At 62.3% G+C, this 23,210-nt stretch carries 24 protein-coding genes; 12 read left to right on the forward strand and 12 right to left on the reverse strand.

Translation table 11 applies throughout. From position 1 onward, the window contains the following. Positions 1–73 precede the first annotated feature (73 nt). The 11 genes from AC1DYO_RS14485 (at position 74) to AC1DYO_RS14535 (ending at position 12,326) form a co-directional block, all read left to right on the forward strand. The gene (locus AC1DYO_RS14485; RefSeq protein ID WP_112565444.1) at positions 74–508 is read left to right on the forward strand and encodes an EamA family transporter; all 435 of its coding nucleotides are present in this window, start codon (positions 74–76) and stop codon (positions 506–508) included. Further along, complete coding sequence (locus AC1DYO_RS14490) at positions 505–1,512, forward strand: NAD-dependent epimerase/dehydratase family protein (RefSeq protein WP_477264247.1); 1,008 nt, start codon at positions 505–507, stop codon at positions 1,510–1,512. Before AC1DYO_RS14485 ends, AC1DYO_RS14490 begins: the two co-directional genes overlap by 4 nt. 68 nt (positions 1,513–1,580) lie before the next feature. Further along, entirely contained in the window at positions 1,581–3,011 is a 1,431-nt protein-coding gene (locus tag AC1DYO_RS14495) for an aspartate aminotransferase family protein (protein ID WP_477264796.1), read from the forward strand. Between the two features lie 19 nt (positions 3,012–3,030). Then, positions 3,031–4,266: a hypothetical protein gene (locus AC1DYO_RS14500; RefSeq protein WP_477264249.1), complete on the forward strand. Its 1,236-nt coding sequence runs from the start codon at positions 3,031–3,033 to the stop codon at positions 4,264–4,266. Then, entirely contained in the window at positions 4,263–5,021 is a 759-nt protein-coding gene (locus AC1DYO_RS14505) for an FkbM family methyltransferase (RefSeq protein ID WP_477264251.1), read from the forward strand. The genes AC1DYO_RS14500 and AC1DYO_RS14505 overlap by 4 nt, the downstream gene beginning before the upstream one ends. 154 nt (positions 5,022–5,175) lie before the next feature. Then, positions 5,176–7,737, forward strand: coding sequence for a GcvT family protein (locus AC1DYO_RS14510; protein WP_477264253.1), 2,562 nt, complete (start codon positions 5,176–5,178; stop codon positions 7,735–7,737). A gap of 131 nt (positions 7,738–7,868) precedes the next feature. After that, positions 7,869–8,678, forward strand: a complete 810-nt coding sequence (locus AC1DYO_RS14515; RefSeq protein ID WP_477264255.1) for a M50 family metallopeptidase — start codon at positions 7,869–7,871, stop codon at positions 8,676–8,678. 105 nt (positions 8,679–8,783) lie between these two features. Then, complete coding sequence (locus AC1DYO_RS14520) at positions 8,784–9,632, forward strand: DUF1194 domain-containing protein (protein ID WP_477264257.1); 849 nt, start codon at positions 8,784–8,786, stop codon at positions 9,630–9,632. 95 nt (positions 9,633–9,727) lie between these two features. Next, on the forward strand, positions 9,728–10,678 hold the full coding sequence (locus AC1DYO_RS14525; protein ID WP_477264259.1) for an ABC transporter substrate-binding protein: 951 nt from the start codon (positions 9,728–9,730) through the stop codon (positions 10,676–10,678). A gap of 83 nt (positions 10,679–10,761) precedes the next feature. Further along, positions 10,762–11,535: an ABC transporter permease gene (locus AC1DYO_RS14530; protein ID WP_477264261.1), complete on the forward strand. Its 774-nt coding sequence runs from the start codon at positions 10,762–10,764 to the stop codon at positions 11,533–11,535. Beyond that, complete coding sequence (locus tag AC1DYO_RS14535) at positions 11,532–12,326, forward strand: ABC transporter ATP-binding protein (RefSeq protein WP_477264263.1); 795 nt, start codon at positions 11,532–11,534, stop codon at positions 12,324–12,326. Before AC1DYO_RS14530 ends, AC1DYO_RS14535 begins: the two co-directional genes overlap by 4 nt. A gap of 4 nt (positions 12,327–12,330) precedes the next feature. Here the strand turns inward: AC1DYO_RS14535 and AC1DYO_RS14540 are convergent, their stop codons facing one another. From AC1DYO_RS14540 to AC1DYO_RS14560, 5 genes are all read right to left on the reverse strand, one after another. Next, positions 12,331–12,822, reverse strand: coding sequence for a GNAT family N-acetyltransferase (locus AC1DYO_RS14540; protein ID WP_477264265.1), 492 nt, complete (start codon positions 12,820–12,822; stop codon positions 12,331–12,333). Then, the gene (locus AC1DYO_RS14545; protein ID WP_181055953.1) at positions 12,819–13,109 is read right to left on the reverse strand and encodes a type II toxin-antitoxin system TacA family antitoxin; all 291 of its coding nucleotides are present in this window, start codon (positions 13,107–13,109) and stop codon (positions 12,819–12,821) included. Before AC1DYO_RS14545 ends, AC1DYO_RS14540 begins: the two co-directional genes overlap by 4 nt. A gap of 73 nt (positions 13,110–13,182) precedes the next feature. Beyond that, positions 13,183–14,121, reverse strand: a complete 939-nt coding sequence (locus AC1DYO_RS14550) for a GlxA family transcriptional regulator (protein WP_407941710.1) — start codon at positions 14,119–14,121, stop codon at positions 13,183–13,185. Positions 14,122–14,469: 348 nt separating this feature from the next. Next, positions 14,470–14,604: a hypothetical protein gene (locus tag AC1DYO_RS14555; RefSeq protein WP_023681787.1), complete on the reverse strand. Its 135-nt coding sequence runs from the start codon at positions 14,602–14,604 to the stop codon at positions 14,470–14,472. A gap of 363 nt (positions 14,605–14,967) precedes the next feature. Next, the gene (locus tag AC1DYO_RS14560; RefSeq protein ID WP_023700331.1) at positions 14,968–15,153 is read right to left on the reverse strand and encodes a hypothetical protein; all 186 of its coding nucleotides are present in this window, start codon (positions 15,151–15,153) and stop codon (positions 14,968–14,970) included. Between the two features lie 203 nt (positions 15,154–15,356). On the opposite strand from AC1DYO_RS14560, the gene AC1DYO_RS14565 reads away from it, so the two are divergent. After that, positions 15,357–16,256 (forward strand): LysR substrate-binding domain-containing protein, encoded by a 900-nt coding sequence (locus tag AC1DYO_RS14565; RefSeq protein ID WP_181055955.1) that lies wholly within the window; start codon positions 15,357–15,359, stop codon positions 16,254–16,256. A 1-nt stretch (position 16,257) separates the two neighbouring features. Here the strand turns inward: AC1DYO_RS14565 and AC1DYO_RS14570 are convergent, their stop codons facing one another. From AC1DYO_RS14570 to AC1DYO_RS14600, 7 genes are all read right to left on the reverse strand, one after another. Continuing rightward, complete coding sequence (locus AC1DYO_RS14570; RefSeq protein ID WP_477264268.1) at positions 16,258–17,223, reverse strand: alpha/beta hydrolase fold domain-containing protein; 966 nt, start codon at positions 17,221–17,223, stop codon at positions 16,258–16,260. A gap of 248 nt (positions 17,224–17,471) precedes the next feature. Continuing rightward, positions 17,472–17,645, reverse strand: a complete 174-nt coding sequence (locus AC1DYO_RS14575) for a hypothetical protein (protein ID WP_477264270.1) — start codon at positions 17,643–17,645, stop codon at positions 17,472–17,474. Positions 17,646–17,832: 187 nt separating this feature from the next. Next, positions 17,833–19,959 (reverse strand): ASKHA domain-containing protein, encoded by a 2,127-nt coding sequence (locus AC1DYO_RS14580; protein WP_477264798.1) that lies wholly within the window; start codon positions 19,957–19,959, stop codon positions 17,833–17,835. Beyond that, positions 19,913–20,887 (reverse strand): methyltetrahydrofolate cobalamin methyltransferase, encoded by a 975-nt coding sequence (locus AC1DYO_RS14585; protein WP_477264272.1) that lies wholly within the window; start codon positions 20,885–20,887, stop codon positions 19,913–19,915. Before AC1DYO_RS14585 ends, AC1DYO_RS14580 begins: the two co-directional genes overlap by 47 nt. 179 nt (positions 20,888–21,066) lie before the next feature. Next, a complete protein-coding gene (locus AC1DYO_RS14590; protein ID WP_477264274.1) occupies positions 21,067–22,158 on the reverse strand; it encodes a methylenetetrahydrofolate reductase in 1,092 nt (363 codons plus the stop codon). Continuing rightward, positions 22,155–22,766 (reverse strand): methylenetetrahydrofolate reductase C-terminal domain-containing protein, encoded by a 612-nt coding sequence (locus AC1DYO_RS14595; RefSeq protein WP_181055961.1) that lies wholly within the window; start codon positions 22,764–22,766, stop codon positions 22,155–22,157. Before AC1DYO_RS14595 ends, AC1DYO_RS14590 begins: the two co-directional genes overlap by 4 nt. Continuing rightward, positions 22,759–23,061 (reverse strand): virulence factor, encoded by a 303-nt coding sequence (locus AC1DYO_RS14600; protein ID WP_181055962.1) that lies wholly within the window; start codon positions 23,059–23,061, stop codon positions 22,759–22,761. Before AC1DYO_RS14600 ends, AC1DYO_RS14595 begins: the two co-directional genes overlap by 8 nt. Positions 23,062–23,210 lie beyond the last annotated feature (149 nt).

A 23,210-nucleotide genomic window follows, 5' to 3' on the forward strand; every position in this document is an offset into this window, starting at 1 on the left:
CAAAACATCGTCGTGACTTCACGAAATGTTTGCAGGTTAGTAGTAGGACCGTCGCAAGCGGCGGGTGGAAAATATGAAATATATCGTCTTCATTCTGTTCACAGTCATGACCAATGCCGCGGCGCAGCTGATGCTGAAACAAGGCATGATGTCGCTCGGCCCGATCTCGTTCGAGGGCACCAACCCGCTTCTGAAGCTGTTGCAAATCGTCTTCAGCCCGTGGGTGTTCCTCGGCCTGTGCACTTTCGTCATCTCGATGGCTTCGCACCTCTATGTGCTGTCCAAGGTCGAGCTCAGCTTTGCCTATCCGTTCCTCAGCCTTGCCTATGTCGCGGTCGCGATCTTCGCCTATTTCATCTTCCGCGAGGACCTCAACGCCTGGCGCATCGCCGGCATCGCCTTCATCTGCGTCGGCACGGTTCTGATTGCGCAAAGCGGGCGCGGGCATGACGACCAGACGGCTTCCATTGACCCCGACAAGATCCAGACAAACGAGATCGTTCGATGAGACATATAATTTTCGGCGGTGACGGCTTCGTCGGCCGTCATCTTGCCCCGAAGCTTGTGGCCGACGGTGAAGAGGTTGTCGTTGCCGACATCGTCAAGAGCGACCTGCCGCATTATCGTTCGGTCCGCTTCGTTACCTGCGATGTCACCGATCCGACCTCGGTGACCAAAGTCGGATTGAAGGCCGACGACATGGTCTACAATCTCTCGGCCAAGATGCTGTCGCCGATCCAGGTGCGCGCCAAGCGCCACGACTTCTTCTTCCCGGTGAATTTCCACGGCACCGAGCACATCATGCAGGCGATGGACAAAGCCGGCGCGCCCAAGCTCGTCCACTACACCACCGACATGATCTACGGCCATACGGTCACCCAGCCGATGACCGAGGAACACCCGGTCGCGCCGCTCGGCGAATATGGCTGGTCGAAGCAGAAGACCGAAGAGCTGGCCGCCGGATGGCGCAAGCGCGGCATGTCGATCTCGCTGTTTCGGCCGCGCCTGATCATCGGTCCCGGCCGGCTCGGCATTTTGGAAAAACTGTTCAAGCTGATCGACTGGAACCTTCCGGTGCCGATGATCGGCTCGGGCAAGAATCCCTATCAGTTCATCTCTGTTTTCGATTGTGCGGAAGCCGCGCGCGCGGCCTGGAAGGCCGGCGTGCCCAACGAGGCCTATAATCTGGGCTCGCTCAATCCGCCGCCGGTGAAGAAACTGCTCGGCGACCTGATCAAGCACGCCGGCTCCAAATCGCTGCTGATCCCGACGCCGGGCTGGGCGGTCAAGCGCACGCTCGACCTGCTCGATCTCATCAACATGCCGATCATGGATCCCGAACAATATCTGATTGCGGATGAGGAGTGCGTGCTCGACGTATCCAAGGCCGAGCGCCAGCTCGGCTGGGTGCCGCAATATCGCGACGAGGACATGCTGATCGCCGCCTACAGCGAGTACCGCGCCAAGAAGGATGGCCTTTCCGTCACCGCCAATCATGTCCCTGCCGAGTAAGATGGGACGACCAGGAGAACTCCGAGATGACCGTCATGGCCAAGCCTGAGCAGACGAACGCGCGCACCATGGTCAGCGCGCCGGCGCTGTCGCCCGCCACCATTGCCAAGCCCGATCTGATCAGCGTCGAGCAGGCGAAGGCGATGGATGTCGCGCGCATGACCGATCTGTTCAAGGCGCATCTCAACCCGGGCCAGCTGCATTTCATGAAGCTGCTCGGCTTCCACAAGATCAAGATCGAGCGCGCCGAAGGCATGTTCTACATCGACCAGAATGGCCGCAAGATTCTCGACTTCTTCGGCGGCTTCGGTTCGCTGGCCTTCGGCCACAACCATCCGCGCATCCTGGAGGCTCGCCGCAAATTCCAGGAAGAGAAGCGCCAGGAAATCGCCATCGCCTTCATGTCGCAATATGCAGCAGCGCTTGCGCACAACATCGCCAAATGCTCGCCCGGCGATCTCGACATGGTGTTTTTGGGCTCGTCCGGCTCGGAGGCCATGGAAGCGGCGGTGAAGCTCGCCGAGCGCGCCGCCGGCCCGAAGCGGCCGAAAATCGTCTATGCCGAGAATTCCTTCCACGGCAAGACCAAGGGCGTGCTCGGCATCACCGACGGCCAGCTCTACCGCGCCGATTTCAAGATGGCCGAGAACACGGTGCGTATTCCGTTCGCCGATATCGACGCGGTCGAGCGCTTGTTCCGCTCCGATCCGGAAGTCGGCGTCATCGTGCTCGAAACCATCCAGGGTGGCGGCGGCATTATCCAGGCGCCTGCCGAATACTGGCAGAAGCTGCGCGCGCTGTGCGACCAGTATGGCGTGCTGTGGGTGGCCGACGAAGTGCAGTGCGGCTATGGCCGTTCGGGCCGCTTCTATGCCTTCGAGCATTACGGCGTCGTGCCCGATGTGACGGCGCTGGCCAAGTCGCTCGGCGCCGGCAAGGCGGCGGTCGGCGCGATGATCGCCCGGCGCGAGGTCTATATGAAGGCCTATGGCACGCCGAAGACGGCGATGATCCACGCCATGGCGACCTTCGGAGGCATGGGCGAGGCCTGTATCACCGCGATCGAAGGCATCAACGTGCTCTATGACGAGGGGCTGATCGACAATGCCGCTTCGACCGGCGACTACCTGCTGCAGCGGCTGCAGGCGCTTAAGGAGAAATATCCCAAGATCATCAAGGATGTGCGCGGCAAAGGCTTCATGGTCGGGCTCGAGTTCCACGATTTTTCGCAAACCTTGCCGATGGTGCTGCGTCCTATCGTCAGCGTGCTCGACGACAAGCTGAAGGGCTCACTGTCGGGCTTTGTCGGCGCGCTCTTGTTGCGCGATTATGACGTGCTCGTCGCCTTCACCGAATACAACCGCAACGTCATCCGTCTCGAGCCGCCGCTGATCTGCCAGCGCGAGCATGTCGACCGTTTCGTCGATGCCTTCGACAGCCTGTTGTCGCGCGGCATCGTGTCGATCGTGAAGGATTTCGTCAAAAGCCAGGTACGTTGAGCGAGTCCCGAGTCCGACAATGCTGAGCAAGTCTCCCGCCCCGCAAAACACACTCGACCGGCTGACGGCGGCCGCTCTCGCGTGGGGCGAGGGGAATTATGCACGATGGGCGGCGCCGATCGGCGCGATCGCGTTTTCGCTCTACATCCTGCTGACGGCATTCACCGCCTGGACGATGCCCGACGCCAATTGGGACATGCTGCCCTATCTGGCGATTGCCGAAGAGGGCAGCTATCCCGATGTGCAGGCGCTGCATGACTATGCCTACAGCACCGTCCGGGCCGGCGTGTCGGCCGCCGACTACAAGACGCTGACCGACGATGGTGGCGGCTTCCGCAGCCACATGGCGCAAAATGCCGCCGACTTCCACTCGCTGCTTGGCATGTATCGGATCAAGTTCCTCTACGCCGAAATGCTGTCGATAATGAGCGCGGTGATGTCGCCGGTCGAGGCGATGCGGGTGCTGCAGGTGGTCTCGGTGCTGCTGTTCGGGATGATCACGCTGCTCTGGCTGCGAACCGACGGCGGGCTGGCGCTGGCGCCGGTGGTCGGCGCGGTGCTGATCATGGCCGATTTCGGCGACGCGGCACGCGCCTCGACGCCGGATCTGTTGTGTTCCGCGCTGTTCCTCGGCGGGCTGCTTGCCTATGTGCGCGGCCGCGAAGCGGCAACGGCCGTATTGCTCTTCCTCGCCTTCATGGCGCGGCCGGACAACATTGTTTTTCTTGCCATTTTCGCCGTGCTGCTGGTGGTGTTCCGGCAGCGAGCACGGGGCGCGCTAGCCGGCTTTGCCGCTTCCTTCGTCGCCTATTTCGCCATTTCGCACTGGGCGCACCATCCCGGCTGGTGGCCACATCTGTGGTTCTCCAGCATCGAGCAGCACTACAATATGGATGGCTTCGAGCCGCCGTTCTCGGTTGTCGCCTATCTCAAGGCGTTTGCGGCATCCTTCATTCGCGCCATCAGCATCAACAGCTGGGTCGGCGTCTGCGTGCTCGCGCTGGCAGGATGGTTTGCGCTTAGCCGCGCCGGTTTCCGGCTGGAGCGCCGCGCCGGCATCCTGCTTGCCGCACTTGTGCTCGGGGTGCTGGCGAAGTTCACCGTGTTCCCGATCCACGATACCCGCATCTACTTCCCCAACCTTCTGCCGCCGTTCCTGCTGCTGGTGGGGCCGATCATGGCGCTGTGGGCATCGGCAAGCCTGAATGGAAGGCGGCCCATCGCCTTGCAGGTCATACCAGGAGATAAGCCTTGAGTTCTGTATCCGGCCTGGCACGCATTGCCCTCTCACTCGGTCTGCCCGCCGGTCTGCTCGATCGCGGACCGGCGCTGCGCGGCACGAAGTTTCTGGCCAAGGCGGCGCTGAAGGCGCGCTTCGGCGGTGGCAAGCGACCGTTCCAGATGGTCAATGTCGGCGCCTGCGATGGTGCGCTTTTCGATGACGTCACACCGTGGTTGCATCGCATCCCGCGGGCGCGGGCAATGCTGGTCGAGCCGATCCCCTACAATCAGAAGCGGCTGCGCGCCAATTACCCCGACACGCAACGCTTCATCATCGAGCCGGTGGCGGTGACGAAGACCAAGGGCACGATCACCGTCCACACTTTCGATGCAGCAGCACTCGAGGCCGGCACGTTGCCGATCGAGTTCATCGGCTGCTCGTCGGTGACCGACACCAATCTGATGTCGGGCAAGAATGCCTGGGGTGAGGAGGACGCCAACTTCAACAAGTTCGCGCCGCACCTCAGGGATATCGAGGTGCGGTCGGAAACGCTGCAGACGCTGCTCGACCGCAACGGCATCACGCATATCGACGCCTTCCTGGTCGATTGCGAAGGCGCCGACTGGATCGTCTTCGAACAGCTCGACCTCAAGCGTTATCGTCCAGGCATGATCAAGGTCGAGGTCGGCGCACTGCAGGCCCCGGAAATCGGCCAGGTCGTGGTCAAGCTGAAGACTGCGGGCTACCAGGTCGGCTTCCAGGCCGAGGACATCTGGGCCTTCGCCTGAGATAGATTGCCACTGACGACACTCCGGCGCGCTGGTCGCGCCGCATCTGCGGCGTGTCGCAAACAGGCGGTAGCTCCATCCGTGTCCTCTGCATATTGTGCGCCATTCGAACGGGCGCGGACGCGCCCGCTTTATTCCTTTGGAGTCGCGGGCAATGGCAGAGTTTCCGAAAAAGGCGAAGGTCGTCATCGTCGGCCTGGGTGGTATTGTCGGCGCATCGATCGCCCATCATCTGATCGAACGCGGCTGGACCGACATTGTCGGCATCGACAAGTCGGGCATCCCGACCGATATCGGTTCGACCGCGCACGCCTCGGATTTCTGCTACACGACCAGCCATGATTTCCTGTCCTGCTGGACGACGCTCTATTCCATCGATTTCTACGAGAAGATGGGCCACTACGCCCGTATCGGCGGCCTCGAAGTGGCGCGCGTCGGCGATGACAGCCGCATGGACGAGATCAAGCGCAAGATCGCCTCGGCCAAATCCTTCGGCACCCGCGCCCGGCTGATCGAGCCGGCCGAGATCAAGGAAAAATTCCCGCTGATCGAAGAGTCAATGGTGCAGGGCGGTCTCTGGGATCCGGATGCCGGCCTGGTCATCCCGCGCTCGCAGACCGTCGCCGGCAAGCTGGTCGACCAGGCGGAAGCGTCGGGCAAGTTGAAATCCTTCGCCAACACGCCGGCCAAATCCTTCATCGTCGAAGACGGCCGCATCAAGGGCGTCGTCACCGACCGCGGCACCATCATGGCCGACTATGTCGTGGTCTGCGCCGGCATATGGGGCCGATTGATCGCCGAAATGGTCGGCGAGGATCTGCCGGTCATGCCGATCGACCATCCGCTGACCTTTTTCGGCCCGTACAATGAGTTTGCCGGCACTGGCAAGGAGATCGGCTGGCCGCTGCTGCGCGACCAGGGCAACTCCGCCTATATGCGAGACACCGGCGACCCCAAGACCGCCGAAGGCGGGCAGATCGAATGGGGCTATTACGAAGAGACCAATCCGCGCCTCTGCCACCCGCGCGACCTGCTGGAAAAGGACCAGGCGCGGCTGTCGCCGTCGCAGCGCGACCTCGACATGGAGCAGATCCTGGCGCCGCTGGAGCGCGCGATGGAGTTGACGCCGATCCTGGGCGAGCTCGGCTACAATGAAAGCCATTCCTTCAACGGCCTCTTGCAGGTGACCGCCGATGGCGGCCCGTCCATGGGCGAAAGCCAAAAGGTGAGGGGTCTCTGGTACGCCGTCGCCATCTGGGTCAAGGACGGCCCCGGCATGGGCAAGCTGATCGCCGACTGGATGACCGACGGCCGCACGGAAATCGACCATCACGCCATCGACTATGCGCGCTTCTATCCGCACCAGACCAAGGAACAGTTTATCTGGGATCGCTGCACCGAAACGGCGATGAAGGTCTACAACCCGGCGGTGCATCCGCGCGAACCCTTCTCCAAGGGCCGCAATATCAGGCGCTCGCCCTTCTGGGAGCGCGAGAAGGAGCTCGGCGGCTACTTCATGGAGCTGGGCGGCTGGGAGCGCGCGCATGGCTATGCCGCCAACGAGCACCTGCTGGAGAAGTATGGCAACAGGGTTCCCGTGCGTGAGAACGAGTGGGACAACCGCCATTTCTGGCGGGTGTCCAATGCCGAGCATCTGGCGATGAGCGAGGATTGCGGCATCGTCAATCTCTCGCATTTCTCCATGTACGACATCGAGGGACCCGACCATGTCGCGCTGCTGGAATGGCTGTGCGCGGCCAAGGTCGGCGGCGACAACAATATCGGCAAGGGCATCTACACCCACTTCCTCGACGAGGAAGGCATGGTGCGGGCCGACTTTACGGTGATCCGCATGGCCGATCGCTGCCGTCTGATCGACGGCGCCGACGCCGGCCCGCGCGACTTCCGTTACATGCAGCGCACCGCGCAGGACAAAGGCTTTGATGTCACCATCACCGACGTGACCGAAAAATACGTCACCATCGGCATCTGGGGTCCGAACGCCCGCGCGACGCTGCAAAAGGTTGTCGAGAATCCGGACGGTTTGTCGCTCGAGAATTTCCCGTTCGCGGCGATCAAGCCAGTCAGGATCGGCGGCAAGGATGTGACCGCCTTCCGCATCTCCTATGTCGGTGAGCAGGGCTGGGAACTGCACATGCGCTACGAGGACGGCCTCGCTGTCTGGGACGCGCTGCGCTCGACGGGCGTCATGCCGTTCGGCGTCGAGACCTATGCCAACACGCGCCGCATGGAAAAGAGCCTGCGGCTGCAGAACGCCGACCTCCTGACCGAGTACAACCTGCTTGAGGCCGATCTTGCCCGACCGAAGGTCAAGGAGAACGATTTCTGCGGCAAGGCCAAGCATGTCGAATACCGCGCCCGCGAGCACCAGCCGGCGATCCTGTGCACGCTGGTGATGACGGAAAACGTCGATAAGAAGGGCGTTGCCCGCTATCCCGTCGGCACCATGCCGGTGATGGACCCGAAGACCGGCGAAACGCTGGTCGACGAACTCGGCCGCCGGTCCTTCACGACGTCGATGGCCTATGGCCCGACCATCGGCAAGAACATCGGCCTCGCCTATCTGCCCTGGGCCCATGCTCAGGAAGGCCGCAAGTTCGCCATCGAATATTTCGGCGAGACCTACCCGGTCGAGGTCGCGGCCGTCGGCTACAAGCCGCTTTACGACCCGGAGAATCTGAAGCCGAGAAGTTAACCGCCAGCTCCTCGGCAGCCTGGCTGGCGTTGGCGTGGTGGCAAGCAAATGAATGAAGCCCGGCTCTGCCGGGCTTTTCTCTTTTTAAGCAGGTGATTTCCGCCTACCGTTGCGCAGGCGGAGTGAAGCACTTGCAGCAGTTTGGCTGGGACAGAAAGAACGATGCGCTGGTGTTCAGCCTGAATGGGAACATCCCCGTTCGCGTCAGCTGGACCTTTGCCATTCCGATTGTCCTGCCCTTTCTGCATGAATGGTCGACACGTCCCAAAACCGCGCTGATCCACACGTCGATCTTTGGCGCGCTGTTCTTCGCATCGGTATTCCTGCACGAACTGGCGCATGCATGGGCCGCTCGCCGGCAAGGTATCGGAACCGACAGGATAGAGCTCTATCTGTTTGGCGGGGTTGCCTACTTCAAGCGCGGCGCAACGTCTTCGTATGGCTGGGCGTGGATTGCGTTTGCCGGCCCCTTGGCCAACATCCTGTTGGCGGGGTTTTTCGCTGCGTCCTACTTTCTGATTGTCAGGCCTTTGACGCCTGTCGAGGCGAACAGCCTGTTCAGTGCGCCGCCACCAATGCCGATCGCCTATCTGGCGTGGGCGCTATGGATCGGCGCCTTGTTGAACGGCGTCCTGGCCATTCTCAACATTCTACCGGCTTATCCCCTTGATGGCGGGATGATCGCACGGCATTTGCTTGCGCGGCGTTTCGGCGAGGGGCGAGCCGCGCGTATCGTCGGATTCTGCGGTGTCGTGCTCTCTGTGTCGCGTTTCGCAGTGATCCTGCCGGCCGCCGTGGCGGGCATCCTGGTGTGGCTCCCGCCGTCATTCAGGCCGAACTGGAGAGCGTTGCGTGGCACCGGCAGAAAGAAGACCCGTCCGAGCCCGAATGCGGCAAAGGCCGGGGCCGACGACGTGGAATGGCGCGGCAAAGGTGGGTGACCCGTCAACAAAAAAGGCCGAACCGCGGCTGCCGTTCCGAGATTAGACGCAGAACCGGCACGCCTTTTCCCTTTGTCAGCAGATGATTCTCGCTTACCTTGGGGCATGTCTGCTTTTTCGTGTGCAGGACATTTCCTTTCAGGCAGCGCCGCGCTGGCGCTGGGGCTCTGGCTGACGCCGTCGGCTCATGCCGCCGAGCCTGTCGATGTCGAGCTGGTGCTGGCCGTCGACGTGTCGCTGTCGATGTCGCCGGACGAACTCGAAATCCAGCGCCATGGCTATGCCGCAGCGCTGACGCACGACAATGTGCTGCAGGCCATCGCCGACGGTGCTTATGGCAAGGTCGCCGTTACCTATGTCGAATGGGCGGGCGCGACCACGCAGCTGGTCGTCGTGCCGTGGACGGTGATCGCCAGCCGGGCCGACGCCGAGCGGGTGGCCGCGCAGCTTTCCGCCCATCCGCCGGCCAGCGCCCGGCGCACCTCGATTTCCGGTGCGCTGGAATTCGGCAGCGATCTCTTCGCCGAAAGCGGCTTCCTAGGGACAAAGCGCGTCATCGACATTTCCGGTGACGGGCCCAACAACCAGGGCGCGCCCGTCGACATCGCCCGCGACGCGGTGGTCAAGCAAGGCATAATCATCAACGGCCTGCCGCTGATGACGCGCGGCGGCGGATTTGGTGGCGCCTACGATGTCAACAATCTCGACCGCTACTACAGCGACTGCGTCATCGGCGGGCCTGGCGCCTTCATGATCCCGGTCAATGACTGGACGCAGTTTCCCGAAGCCATTCGCCGCAAGCTGGTGCTGGAGCTGGCCGGCCCCACTTCACCGCAATGGGCGAGGGAAGAGGCCGGGCATCCGCCGGTGGTGCTGGCGCAGGACCGGCCCACCGACTGCCAGGTCGGCGAAAAGATGTGGCGCGACCGCAGCTGGATGTTCGACGCGCGCTAGAGCTTTGGTCCATGCCGCAGTGCACCATCAGTTTCATTGACAAGCCTATGGGCGTCTGTGACACAATTCCCCATCAGAAAAAAAGGGGAACTGACATGAGAAAGACCATCGTTTTTGCTGCTGCATTGGCGCTTGGCGCGGGCTTATCCGCACCGGCCAAGGCCGCCACATCGGTGACCATCGGCATCAGCGGCTGGACCGGCTTTGCGCCGCTGACGCTTGCCAAGCAGGCCGGCATCTTCGAGAAGCATGGTCTCGATGTGACCTTGAAAAAGGTGCCGCAGGCCAGCCGGCCGCTCGCCATCGCCAGCGGCGACCTGCAATGCGCAGCCACCACAGTCGAGACATGGCTGGTGTGGAACGCCAGCGGCGTCACCACCAAGCAGATCTTCCAGCTCGACAAATCCTACGGCGCCGACGGCATTGTCGTGCGCAACGACATCAAGACCGTCGCCGACCTCAAGGGCAAGAATGTCGCGTCTTCGGCGCCGGGCACGTCGCCCTATTTCATGCTGGCCTGGGTGCTGAACAAGAACGGCCTGTCGACCAAGGATGTGACCGTCGTCAACCTGGAGCCGGATGCAGCGGCGCAAGCCTTCCTCGCCGGTCAGAACGATGCGGCGGTGACCTATGAGCCGTTCATTTCGGCGGTGCGCGACAAGTCCGACCAGGGCCATATATTGGCGACCACGCTCGACTACCCGATGGTGCTCGACACGGTCGGCTGCACGCCCGAATTCCTCAGCGCCAATCCCGACGCCGCGAAGGCGCTCGCCGACAGCTATTTCGAGGCGCTCGATCTGATCAAGAGCGACCCGCAGAAATCCTACGAGATCATGGGCGCCGACGTGAAACAGTCGGCCAAGGAGTTCGAGGGTTCGGCGAAGTACCTGAAATGGGCCAACAAGGCGGAGAACAAGCAGTTCTTCACCAAGGAGTTCCAGGATTTCTCCAAGACCGCCGGCGAGCTTCTCCTGCAGATGGGGCTGATCAAGGAAGCGCCTGATGTTGCCACGCTGGCCGACACCAGCGCGGTGGCGAACTGACGCCTTTGACCATCATGCGGCGGCGTCTGGCGCCGCCGCTTCTCCTGCAAAGGTGATCATTTGAAGATGCGGACGATCTGACGATGCGCCCCTTGCATCCGGTGTCGCCGGGCATTCGAACCGTGCTCGGCATTTCCTTCTTCGTGCTGTTCGTCGCCTTCTGGGCGTGGATCACGCTTGGCGGCCATGTCAACCGCATCTTCCTCGCCGATCCGCTGTCGATGCTCAAAGACGGCTGGCGGCTGCTGGTCGAGGACCGGTTCTGGCTCGACATATTGATCACCATCTGGCGCGTCTTCGGCGGGTTCCTGTTGGCGTCGCTCGTCGCCGTGCCGATCGGCATCGCCATGGGCGCCTGGAAGCCGGTGGAAGCGTTTCTGGAGCCCTTCGTCTCCTTCGCCCGCTATCTGCCGGCCTCTGCCTTTATCCCGCTGCTGATCCTGTGGGCGGGCATTGGCGAGCTGGAAAAACTACTGGTCATCTTCGTCGGTTCGGTGTTCCAGATCATCCTGATCATCGCGGTCAAGGTCGGGTCGACGCGGCGCGACCTGGTCGAGGCGGCGTACACTCTGGGCTCGACCAACAACGGCATCGTCAAACGGGTTATCATGCCGGCCAATGCGCCCGAGATCGCCGAGACGTTGCGTCTGGTGCTGGGCTGGGCCTGGACCTACGTCATCGTCGCCGAACTGATCGGTTCGTCGTCCGGCATCGGCTACATGATCATCAACAGCCAATCGCGGCTGGCGACGGGGCAAATTATCTTCGGCATCATCGTCATCGGCTTGATCGGGCTGTTGTCCGACTTCGCCTTCAGGGCGTTCAACCGCTGGCTCTTCCCCTGGAGTCTGGCATGAGCAAGCTTTTGATCGAAGGCGTCTCGCGCACCTTCGCCGGCGTGCGCGGCGGGCAGCCGGTCAAGGCGTTGATGCCGGTCGACCTCGCGGTCGCCGCCAACGACTTCATCACCATTCTGGGGCCGTCGGGCTGCGGCAAGTCCACGCTGCTCCGGATCGTTGCCGGCCTCGAGGCGCCGAGCGCGGGCCGCGTGCTGCTCGACGGCAAGGCGGTGACCCGGCCGGGGCCGGACCGCAGCATGGTCTTCCAATCCTACACGCTGTTTCCGTGGCTGACGGTGGCGCAGAATATCGCCTTCGGCCTGCGCGAACGCGGCATGGCGGAAAAGGAGCGTGACGGGATCGTCGCCTCCTACGTCGACCTCGTCGGGCTCAAAGGCTTCGAAAACCATTGGCCGAAGCAGCTGTCCGGCGGCATGCAGCAGCGTACGGCGATCGCCAGGGCGCTGGCCAACGACCCCGAGATTCTGTTGCTGGATGAGCCTTTCGGCGCGCTCGACAACCAGACCCGCGGACTGATGCAGGAGCTTTTGCTCGGCATCTGGGAGCGCCGTAAGAAGACGGTGCTATTCGTCACCCACGATATCGAGGAGGCGATCTTCATGGCCTCGCGGGTGATCGTGATGAGCGCACGGCCCGGCCGCATCAAGTCGGACGTCGCCATCGACCTGCCGCATCCGCGCCACTACACGCTGAAGACCAGCCCGGAATTCTCAGACCTGAAGGCGCGGCTGACCGAAGATATCCGTGTCGAGGCGATGCGGACGGCGCAGAACATGGCTGTCTCGTGACGCGTCAAGGTTTTTTGAGATCCTTAACAAGCACGTAGAGGTGTAGCGGATCGGTTGGGGATTGGATGAACCCGTAGCGCTCGTAAAAGGCGCGGGCACTATGATCCTTGGCATGCACGGTTACTGCGCGGATACCCGCAATGTCGGCCGCCTGTAAGCTGCGCAGAATAGCATCGCGCAACAGCCCGCCACCAACGCCTTTACCTTGCCAGTTCAGACTGACTGCGAGGCGCCCCAGCAGCATTATCGGAACCGGATAGCGTGCAAGGCCTTTCGTCAGTCGCTCAGGTGCACCGTCGTAAGCAACTTCGCCAACGACGAGCGTATAAAACCCGATCACGTCTTCACCGGAGAGACCAACATAGGTCTGCGAGGCGTTTGCCTGCTGATTTTGAAATGCGTAGCGGGCGAGAAACCGATTGAGGGGTTCCTCACCACAATCGAACATATCCACCAGATGGGTGCGAGCCAGCTTCTCGATACGAAACGGGTTCACGCTGGATCGTGATCGGAAAAGACGCTCGGCTCGGTCAGCAGGCGCTTGAGACGCGGCAATTCACGCGTCGGGGCGTCCAATGCCGCCATGAATGCCGCCCATTTGTCCGCGTCGAGGCCGAAGCTGCGCCTGTCGGCAAGTGTTTCCTCGGCGCGCCCTAGCGCGCTTTCGAGAACGAAGTCGCTCAGCGAGCGCCGCTCGACGGCAGCAGCCGTCGCGAGGATCCGCTTTGCATCGGGAGTAAGTCGCAAGTCCAGTTTCTCGGAGCGATTGGTTCTTGTCGTCATGGTGTACCTCTCGATAGAGAGATAACATGTCTGCCAGACAATGTCATGACAAATCTGCGACTCGCGTTTCGGGTCAAGCCGCCAGCAATTGCTTGCGGTCGACGCGCTCCTGCTGCGGCGAGCGGGCGTAGAGCTCGCGGTAGCATTTGGAGAAATGCGAGGCCGAGACGAAGCCGCAGGCGACCGCCACCTCGACCACCGGCATCGACGACTGGATCAGCAGATGCCGGGCGCGGTCGAGGCGGATTTCGAGATAGTAGCGGGCAGGGGAGCGTCCCATCTCGGTGCGGAACAGGCGCTCGATCTGGCGGCGCGAGAGGTCGACATGGTCGGCGATCTCGATCAGCGACAGTGGTTCAGACAGGTTGCCTTCCATCAATTCGATGATGGTCAGCACCTTGGAGTTCTGCACGCCGAGGCGGGCGCGCAGCGGCAGGCGCTGGCGGTCGGTCGGGCTGCGCACGCGGTCGGTCAGCACCTGCTCGCAGACCCGGTTGACCAGATTGTCGTCGAAATCGTCGCCGATCAGCTTCAGCATCATGTCGAGCGCGGCGGTGCCGCCGGCGCAGGTGTAGATGTTCTGGTCGATCTCGAAGAGATCGGCAAACACATTGGCCTTCGGGAAGGCCTCGGAGAAGCCCGGCAGGTTTTCCCAATGGATGGCGCAACGCTTGTTGGAGAGCAGACCGGCGGCAGCAAGGATATGCGCGCCGGTGCACAGGCCGCCGACGGCGACCCCTCTGTTATATTCTTCGCGCAGCCAGGCGAAGGCCGACCTGTTCTGGTAGCGCTCGACATTCATGCCGCTGCAGACAATGGCCATGTTCGGCCGATCCGGCCCGGCCATCTTCTTGCGCTCCTCCTCGAGCGAGGTATTGACCGCGCATTCTACGCCGTTGGAGGCGCGCACCGGCTTGCCGTCGATGCTGGCGAGACGCCAGCAATAGGCCTCATAGCCTAGCATGCGGTTGGCCGAGCGCAGCGGGTCGAGCGCCGTCGCAAAGGCGATCATGGTGAAGTCGGGGACGAGGAAGAATACAAACGATCGCTTGATCGGATGCTTTACGGCGTTCAAGGGAACCTCACGCAGCCATGGCGCGAACAGGATGTCGCGAACAGCATAGCGACATCAGGAAAAACCATTCCTGTCAATCGGCTAGGCGGCTAAGCGGCAACTAAATTTGCGACATGGGTCGCAAATGGGCAATGGTCTGGGACGACGGGCACGGGCTGCCGCCGGATTGAGCATCGCTATCCGGCAACATCGGCTTCAGAACGAAAAACGCCGCCTCGGTCAAACCGAAGCGGCGCTGTTATCGACGTTCGGCAGCGGCAGGAGCGTTGCGCAGTAGTCGTGACCTCAGGCGACGAAGCCGAGGCGCACCGCATTCATGGCGCCGGTCTGGCCGGGCATGGTGTTGGCAAGGCGCTGGCGCTCGAGGGCGGTCGTCAGGTTCATTTCGCGGCGGGCAAAGAGGCGGGCAAAAAGCTTCATCGTCATCTCCTATCGGTTGCTCAGACGGGTCGCCTTCGCTTGATGGAGTGGGGCAGCTCGTTTGCTGACGGTGATATAGGCTTGTGTGAGCGGAAACTAAATCGCAAATGCGAAGCGCTTGATATGAAAAGCGACATCAATTGCGACATTTTTGGGCAGGTTGCCCAGGATTTATGATTATTTACAAGGCGTTAAGCCAATATTTTAGCTGCTATGCAGCTTGCTCATATGCGCCATGCAAGGGCAGCATGGCTCTGAAATTCATTTGAATGCAAATAAGTTGGAGAAGGCAAGCGGGGGTAAAACAGAGAAGGCCTGCCGGGCTGGTGCGCGGCAGGCCTTCAGCACATGGTACACAATGGTTTACTTTGCTCCAGCCCAGGATCCGACGCCGTGGCGTGCACCGGTCTTGGTGTCGGCAGCTTCAGGCCAGCCGATGTCCTTCTGCAGTTCGATCGGCAGCGAGCGGATCGCACGTTCGGTCTGGAAGCGGGCGCGGGCGGCGCTGAACTCGGTCGCAAGCCGACCGATGGATGACAGGATAGACATTTCATTCTCCTTTGGTTGTGGCACGTCCCGCATGAACGCGTTTCGTCGCCGGGATATTCCGCATCGAATGCAATTTCGTGTCAGGAGCGTTTGGAGCCGTGGCGCGTCCTGCCTTCGATGGAGTTGACTATCCTCCCATTCTGATGTTCAATCAAACGAAATGGAATGATGCTTCACATCAGAAAAATTGAAGGTCGATCCCGATGAACGCCCCACTCAATCATCCCCTGCCGCTGCTCGATCTCGACGTTTTGCGCACGTTTGTGGCCATTGCCGAGACCGGTAGCTTCACCACCGCGGCCAATGCGGTGTTCCGCACGCCGTCGGCGGTCTCCATGCAGATCAAGAAGCTCGAGGACATTCTCGGCCGCTCGGTGTTCGCGCGCGATGCGCGCTCGGTGACGCTGACCACCGATGGCGAAATGCTGCTCGGCTATGCCCGCCGGCTGTTGTCGATCAACCGCGAGGTGGTGTCGAAGTTCATCATCCCCGAGATCGTCGGTGTGGTGCGGCTTGGCTCGCCGGATGATTATGGCGAGCGCGTGCTGCCGCATGTGCTGAAGCGTTTCGCGCAATCGCATCCGTCGATCGCCGTCGACGTCACCATCGACCAGAGCAGCAATCTGCGCCGCCGGATGGACGACCGGGCGCTCGACATCACGCTGTTGACCAATTCCTACAAGACCAGCGCGCTTGGCGCCGAGGTGCTGCTTACCGAGCCGATTGTCTGGGCTGGCGCAAAGGGCGGCAGCGCGCATCTACGCGAGCCTTTGCCTGTATCGCTATGGGAAGAGGGCTGCGCCTGGCGAGCCGGCGCGCTCGATGCGCTGAGCCGTGAGGGCCGCAACTACCGCATCGCCTATATGAGCGCGCATACGGCCGGCCAGCGCGCCGCCATCATGTCCGACCTTGCCGTGGCGCCGCTGCCGAAGTCGTTCCTCGGCAACGACATGGTCGAGCTCTGCCCGAAGGACGGCATGCCCGACATCGGCACCTACAATCTGGCAATGGTGGTGTCGCCGGATGCCAGCGCGCCGGTCAAGGCCGTCGCCGACCATATCCGCGCGACCTTTGAAGTGTTCAGGGAGACCGGGAAGTTCTGATTTATTCCGCTGCTTCGGCAGGGCGCGTCGCAAAGGCGGTTCGCGCTCTGCGCCGCGCGGTTGCGCGCCGCCTGGTAGGCTCACCTTCAAGGAAGCTGACGATGCTGTCCCTGGCGCGGCGCGTTTCCGGCATCTCGATCAGCGGCCAGGCGTGGAACATGCCTTCCTCGTAGACGACCTCGACCTCGACGCCGGCGGCACGCGCCTTCTCGGCGAAGATCAAATTGTCGGGGCTGAGCAGGTCGCGCGAGCCGGTCAGGAGCAGCGTCTTCGGCAAAACCGAGAGGTCGCCGTAGAGCGGGCTGATGTGCCAGTCGCTGCGATCAAAGCCGGCGCTGTAGAGTCGGACGGCCTCCATTCCGCCCGAAATGCCGAGCCAGGGATCATAGCGCTCGGCCTCGAACACTTCGGGGTTGGAGAGCGACATGTCGAGCCCGGGCGAGATCAGCACGTGGCGCGAGGGCAGGGGCAGGCCTTCTTCGGCTGCCATCATGGTCAGCACGACGGCCATGTTGCCGCCGGCGGAATCGCCCATGAAAACGATATCTTCGGCGCCCGTCTCGTCGAGCATGTGCCGGTAAACGTCGCCGACCATGCCGAACATGGCGTGAAAATCATGCTCGGGGGCTATCGGGTAGATCGGCACGGTGATGCCGAAACCCAGCCGTTCCGCCATCTCGGCGATCAGTCCCCAATGATAGGAGGTGATCTGGAAGACATAGGCGCCGCCATGCAAATAAAGGATGCGCCTGCGCTCGCCGGCCTTCGGCGCGATCTCGTAGACAGGGAAGCCATCGACGCTGCGCTCGGTGATATCGAGCCGCTCACGCAGCAGTGCCGGCGGATGGTGGTCCTCGGTCTTGCGTGCATAGGCGATCCAGCGCTGCAGATTTTCCGGGCTGGCAAACGCCTTCTTCCGGCTATGCCGGAGGATGAAGGAAACGAGATGGCTTTTGAAACTGGGCATTCGAATACACAAGCTCGGCCGCAGCCGACTAAGAGAATTTCCCCACTATCTCGAACATCGTGCCTCCAGCCGAAATGTCAAGAATTTGGCCCAATGCAACACGGTTGTTTGATCAACCAGGTCTGCGGTGCGCAAACGGGCTCAGCGCCGGGGCAGCAGCGCGGCGCGCAACTTGATGTCGGTGGTCGCCGGGACCACACGGCGGTCCCGGCGTTTGGCCAGCAATTTGCATTTGTCGGCGAAGGTCATCAGCGTCCCGAGTCCAGGATCAGACGCGACAGGTTGGCCTGAGCGTCGATGCGCGGCGACACGGGCCAGCCGATGTCCTTCTGCACTTCGGGCGGCAGGCTGTTCATGGCACGCACCGACTGGGCATTCTTGATGGCCGTGCGAAAACGACCGAGGCTGTCGAACATCGACATCTTCATTCTCCTTTTGAAGCGTTGTGACGGCGCAATAGTCCGGCCCGCCTTTCGGTGTCCGTTAAATGCTTCACGTCTGTATCGGATGGATTGCGCGAAAACAGCGCTTCGGTTTCCAGATCGGTGCGATCTGGAAACATTTGCATGCAAACGAAATTGAAAGAATTCGCCGGCCTTGGCGGCCGGCCTATTCGCGGCTGCGCCTGGCGGCGTGGCCTTCGCGCGAACGCCGACGTGGGGCGGCGCCGCCGGCGACGCCGTCCTCGCTGACGGTCTTGCGCGGTGGCAATTTCACCGCCGCCGACAGTTTCGGGAACGGGTCGACCTTGTTCGGCAGCGCCATGGCATAGACGAAATGCTCCTGGAATTTCGGCTCAAGTGCTGTCTCGATCTTCTCGATATGGCTGACCGTGTCCTCGATCTCGCGGCGATAGCCGCGATTGAGCAGGGCCATGCGGGCACCGGCGCCGGCGGCGTTGCCGACGGCCGACACCTTGTCGAGGTCGCAGTCGGGGATCAGTCCCAGCACCATGGCGTATTTCGGATCGATGAAGGAACCGAAGGCGCCGGCGAAGTGGATGCGGTCGACATGCTCGGTGTTCTGCTTTTCCATCAGAAGCTTAGTGCCGGCATAGAGTGCCGCCTTGGCAAGCTGGATGGCGCGCACGTCGGTCTGGGTGATGGTGATCTTTGGCTCGCCTTCTTTCAGCACATAGGAGAAGGTGCGGCCATTGGCGGTGACACGTGGCGAGCGCTCGGCCAGCGACCCGTCGACCACGCCATCCTCGGAAATGATGCCGGCGAGGTACATCTCGGCTACGATCTCGATGATGCCGGAGCCGCAAATGCCGGTGACGCCGGTCGCCTGCACGCTGTCGAGGAAGCCGGGTTCGTCGGACCACAGCTCCGAGCCGATGACGCGGTATTTCGGCTCCAGCGTGTCGGGATCGATGCGCACCCGCTCGATGGCGCCGGGCGCGGCGCGCTGGCCGCCGGAGATTTCTGCGCCCTCGAAGGCGGGGCCAGTGGGAGAAGAAGCAGCCACGACCCGCGCACGATTGCCGAGCACGATCTCGGCATTGGTGCCGACGTCGACGATCAACATCATCTCGTCCTGGCGGTGCGGGCCTTCCGACAGCGTCACAGCGGCCGCGTCGGCGCCGACATGACCGGCAATGCAAGGCAGCATATAGAGGCGCGCGCCCTGGTTGAGCTTCAGGCCGATGTCAGAGGCCTTGATGCGCACCGCGCCGGAGACAGCGAGCGCGAACGGCGCGCCTCCCAGCTCGGTCGGATCGATGCCGAGGAACAGATGGTGCATGATCGGATTGCCGACGAAGACCGAGTCCAGGATGTCGTTGCGCTGGACATTGCCTTCGGCGCAGACCTTGTCGACCAGTCCAGAGATCGCCTCGCGCACAGCGACGGTCATGCCTTCGCGGCCGTCCGGGTTCATCATCACATAGGAGACACGGCTCATCAGATCCTCGCCGAAGCGGATCTGCGGATTGGAGGTGCCCGAGGAAGCAGCGACGCGGCCTGACAGCAGCGACACCAGATGCATGGCAATGGTGGTCGAGCCGATATCGCAGGCCAGCCCATAGGCCTCGTTCTTGAGGCCGGGCCAAAGTGCGATGACGCGCGCAATGTCGCTCTCGGCATCCTTGTGGATGGCGGCGGTGGCGGTCCAGTTGCCCTTGCGCAGGATGCCTTGCACCTGCGGCATCAGGTAGAAGTCGAATTCGAGGTTTTTAAAGCCCCAATCCTTCATCAGCGCGATTTTCAGACGGTCGAGATCGCCGAGCGGCTTGTGCATGTCGGGTTCTTCGATCTCGACATAGCACATGCGGATTGCCGCATCGCGGGCGATGACGCGCGTGTCGGCATCCTTGCGGATGGTTTGTGCGTTGATGACCGTGTCCTGCGGCACGTCGATGACGAGGTCGCCGAGGATTTGCGCCGAGCAGGAGAGGCGGCGGCGTTCGGGCAGGCCGCGCACGCGCTCGTAGCGCTCTTCCTTGGCCCCCTTGGGCGAGATGTGGTCGTTGGAAGAGACGATCTTGTGCTTGGCGAAATTGCCTTCCTGCACCTCGATCTGGCAGCGCCCACAGGTGGCGCGGCCACCGCAGACGCTTTCGACATAGACGCCGAGCTGGCGCGCGGCATCGAGCACCGGTGTGCCGACAGGGAACCGCCCGCGCTTGCCTGACGGCATGAACAGCACGAGCGGATCGGTAATGTTTGCAGGCGAGTTCACGATTGCGCGCTTATCCCCTGGCCATGCGGGCTTCACGACCGCCACGGCGGCGGCCATTAGCGGCAGCGCCATCGCCCGGCGCGTTGACAGCCGTCGGTGCAGCAACCGCCTGGCCGCCTTCGGCCGGCTTGTAGTCCTTGTAGGTCCTGATCCAGTTGGTGCAGTTCTCATCGGTGCCGTTCAGCACATTGGCGCCGCGCACGGCTTCCATTTCCTGCGGACGCACCGGGTTCATGATCGCAGAGGTCATGCCGGCGCCGATCACCATCGGGATGAAGGCGGCGTTGATGCCGTGGCGGTGCGGCAGGCCAAACGAGATGTTGGAGAGGCCGCAAGTGGTGTTGACCTTGAGCTCCTCGCGCAAACGGCGCAGCAGCGCGAACACCTGGCGGCCGGCGTCGCCCAGCGCGCCGATCGGCATCACCAGCGGGTCGACAACGACGTCATGCGCCGGAATGCCGAAATCGGCGCAGCGCTCGACGATCTTCTTGGCGACGGCGAAGCGGACGTCCGGATCCATCGAAATGCCGGTCTCATCGTTGGAGATGGCAACGACCGGAACATTGTACTTCTTGACCAGCGGCAGGATGGCTTCGAGCTTTTCTTCCTCGCCGGTGACGGAGTTGACCAGCGGACGGCCCTTGGCGACCTTCAGTGCGGCTTCGATGGCGGCGGTGACGGAGCTATCGATCGACAGCGGCAGGTCGACCAGGCCCTGCACGATCTCCAGTGTCTGCACGAGAAGGCCCGGTTCAGTCTCGTTCGGATTGACCGAGGTGACGCCGGCATTGACGTCGAGCATGGTGGCGCCGCAGGCGGCCTGTTCCAGCGCGTCCTTGATGACGGTCTCGAAATTGCCGGCGATCATCTCGGCGGCCAGCTTCTTGCGGCCGGTAGGGTTGATGCGCTCGCCAATCACGCAAAAGGGCTGGTCGAAGCCGATGATGATCTCTCGTGTCGCCGAGGCGACAATGGTCCGGGTCATGAAGTCTCTCCGCCTTGATATAAAGGGCTTCTTTATATCGTGTCTGGTTTCGTTCCAGGTCTGGTGCTTGGCCGCTGTTAGAGCGGTTCACCGTTTCACGGAAACGGCGACCCGCTCTAACTCTTTGTTTTAACTCAATTCCGGACGGAAAACCGTTTTACACTTTTCCTGGAATTGCTCTAGTGCGCGGTCTTTACCATGTCCACCTGTGTTTCGGTAATCTCGTCATGCAATATGTGGTCGAGCCGGTCGGCGACCATCTGGTCGTCGTGGCGGATCTCACGCTTCCACGGCTGGCGGCCCTTCAGCACGCCTGATTCATCGACGATCTCGGCGACATATTCCTCCTGGCGGTAGGCCATCACGTGGACACCGGCGACGCCCGGGACTTCCTTCACCTCGTTGATGATGTCGATGCAGAGCTGCTTGCCTTCCTTCTTCTGGTCCTGGGCGCCTTCCAGCCGCTTGATGATCGAGTCCGGGATATGGATGCCGGGTACGTTGGAGCGGATCCACTTGGCCGTCTTGGCCGAAGCCAGCGGGCCGACGCCGCACAGGATGAAGACCTTTTCGGTGTGGCCGAGATCGCGCGCCTTCTGCATGAAGGTTTTGAACATCGGCACGTCGAAGCAGTACTGCGTCTGCACGAACTGCGCGCCGGCGGCGATCTTCTTGCCGAGATGGATCGGGCGGAAATCGAAGGGCGGCGCGAACGGGTTGACGGCGGCACCGAGGAAAATCTGCGGCGGCGTCGTCAGCTTGCGGCCGGACAGGAACTTGCCGTTGTCGCGCATGATGCGGCAGGTCTCGAGCAGCGACATGGAATCGAGGTCGAACACCGGCTTGGCGCCGGGCTGGTCGCCGGCCTGCACACCGTCGCCGGTGAGGCACAGCATGTTGGCGACGCCCATCGCAGCCCCGCCCAGCACATCGCCCTGGATGGCAATGCGGTTCTTGTCGCGGCAGGCGATCTGCATGATCGGGGCATAGCCCATGCGGGTCAAAAGCGCGCAAATGCCGACCGACGACATGTGGCAGTTGGCGCCGGAGGCATCGACGGCATTGATGGCGTCGACCCAGCCGTCGAAGATTTTCGCCCGGTTATAGACGTCTTCCGGATCGGCGCTGTCGGGTGGGTTGAGTTCGGTGGTGACGGCGAATTCGCCGCGCCGCAGCACGCGCTCCAGCCGGCCACGTGAGGAATGGCCGGGCAGGGGATCGAGCGGCAGATGGATGCCGGCCGGGTTTTCGTCGCGCTGGCGGCCGATCATGCGGCGGCTCCGGTGTTGGCCTTGGCCGCGGTTTCGCGGGCCGCTGCCGACTGCGCCGTTACCCGCAGCCAGGCCGAGGTTTCGCGCAGCGACTGGTCGACCGGCTTCTGCACGGTCAGGATCTTGTCGCCGTGCACCATGTTCTGCGAGCCTTCCCAGGCCTTTACCCAAACGCAGGGCATATCAGGTTCGACCTCGCAATTGCCGTTGGCGCGCACGCCGCCGCAAGGGCCGTTGCGCAGCTGCTTGGGGCAGTTCATCGGGCACGACATGCCGGTCGAGGACAGGATGCACTGGCCGCACATGCGGCAGTCGAACATGAAGCCTTTGACGCGCTTTTCGACGAACTTGACCGGGGCTTCGACGCGCCCGTAGCCAAGGCCTTTCCACAAAGGATGGAGAAGCAGGAACATGTCGGCGAATCTGGAGTAGAACCATTCGAGTAGGCGCGAATGGCGGATCGACCACAGCCTGACTGCAAACGAGCGCTGCACGCGCCGCTGCGGCGACACATCGGCCGGCTTGTAGTCGGATTTCGGCGCTGCCTTCTTGACCAGCGTGGCCTGGGTAACTGCCGGGCCCTCTTTGGCAGGAGTGGTTTCAGACATTTTCTTTTCCGCCCGCCTTGACCAGAGCGACCAGCCGCTCGCGGTCATATTTCGCGTCGATGTCGCTGAACGCCTTCTCGACCTCGGCTTCGAGATCGTCGCCGACCGGAACCGGTTCGGCCTTGCGCCATTCGGCGAGGTAGTCGTCTGTGCCGCCGGCGCCGGTGCGCATGGCGCACATGTCGATCGCCTCGGTGAAGCGCAGCGGCAGTTCGCGCTTGGCGTTCTGCCGGCCCTTCTTGACGATGACCTGGGCGGGGATGTCGCGCCAATAGACGACGATCAGATCGGCCATGAAATTCTCACTCCCTGTCGAGCGCCATGCGTCCACTTGGACGCACGAAGGACTCTCGACCACTTTATCCAGCAGCAGCGAGCATTGCCGGATGCGCAGTGGGGCTGCTTGTTATGGGACGACGCGCGCGCATTCAAAAGCGACGCTAT

The organism is Mesorhizobium sp. P2_F5, from assembly GCF_056403715.1.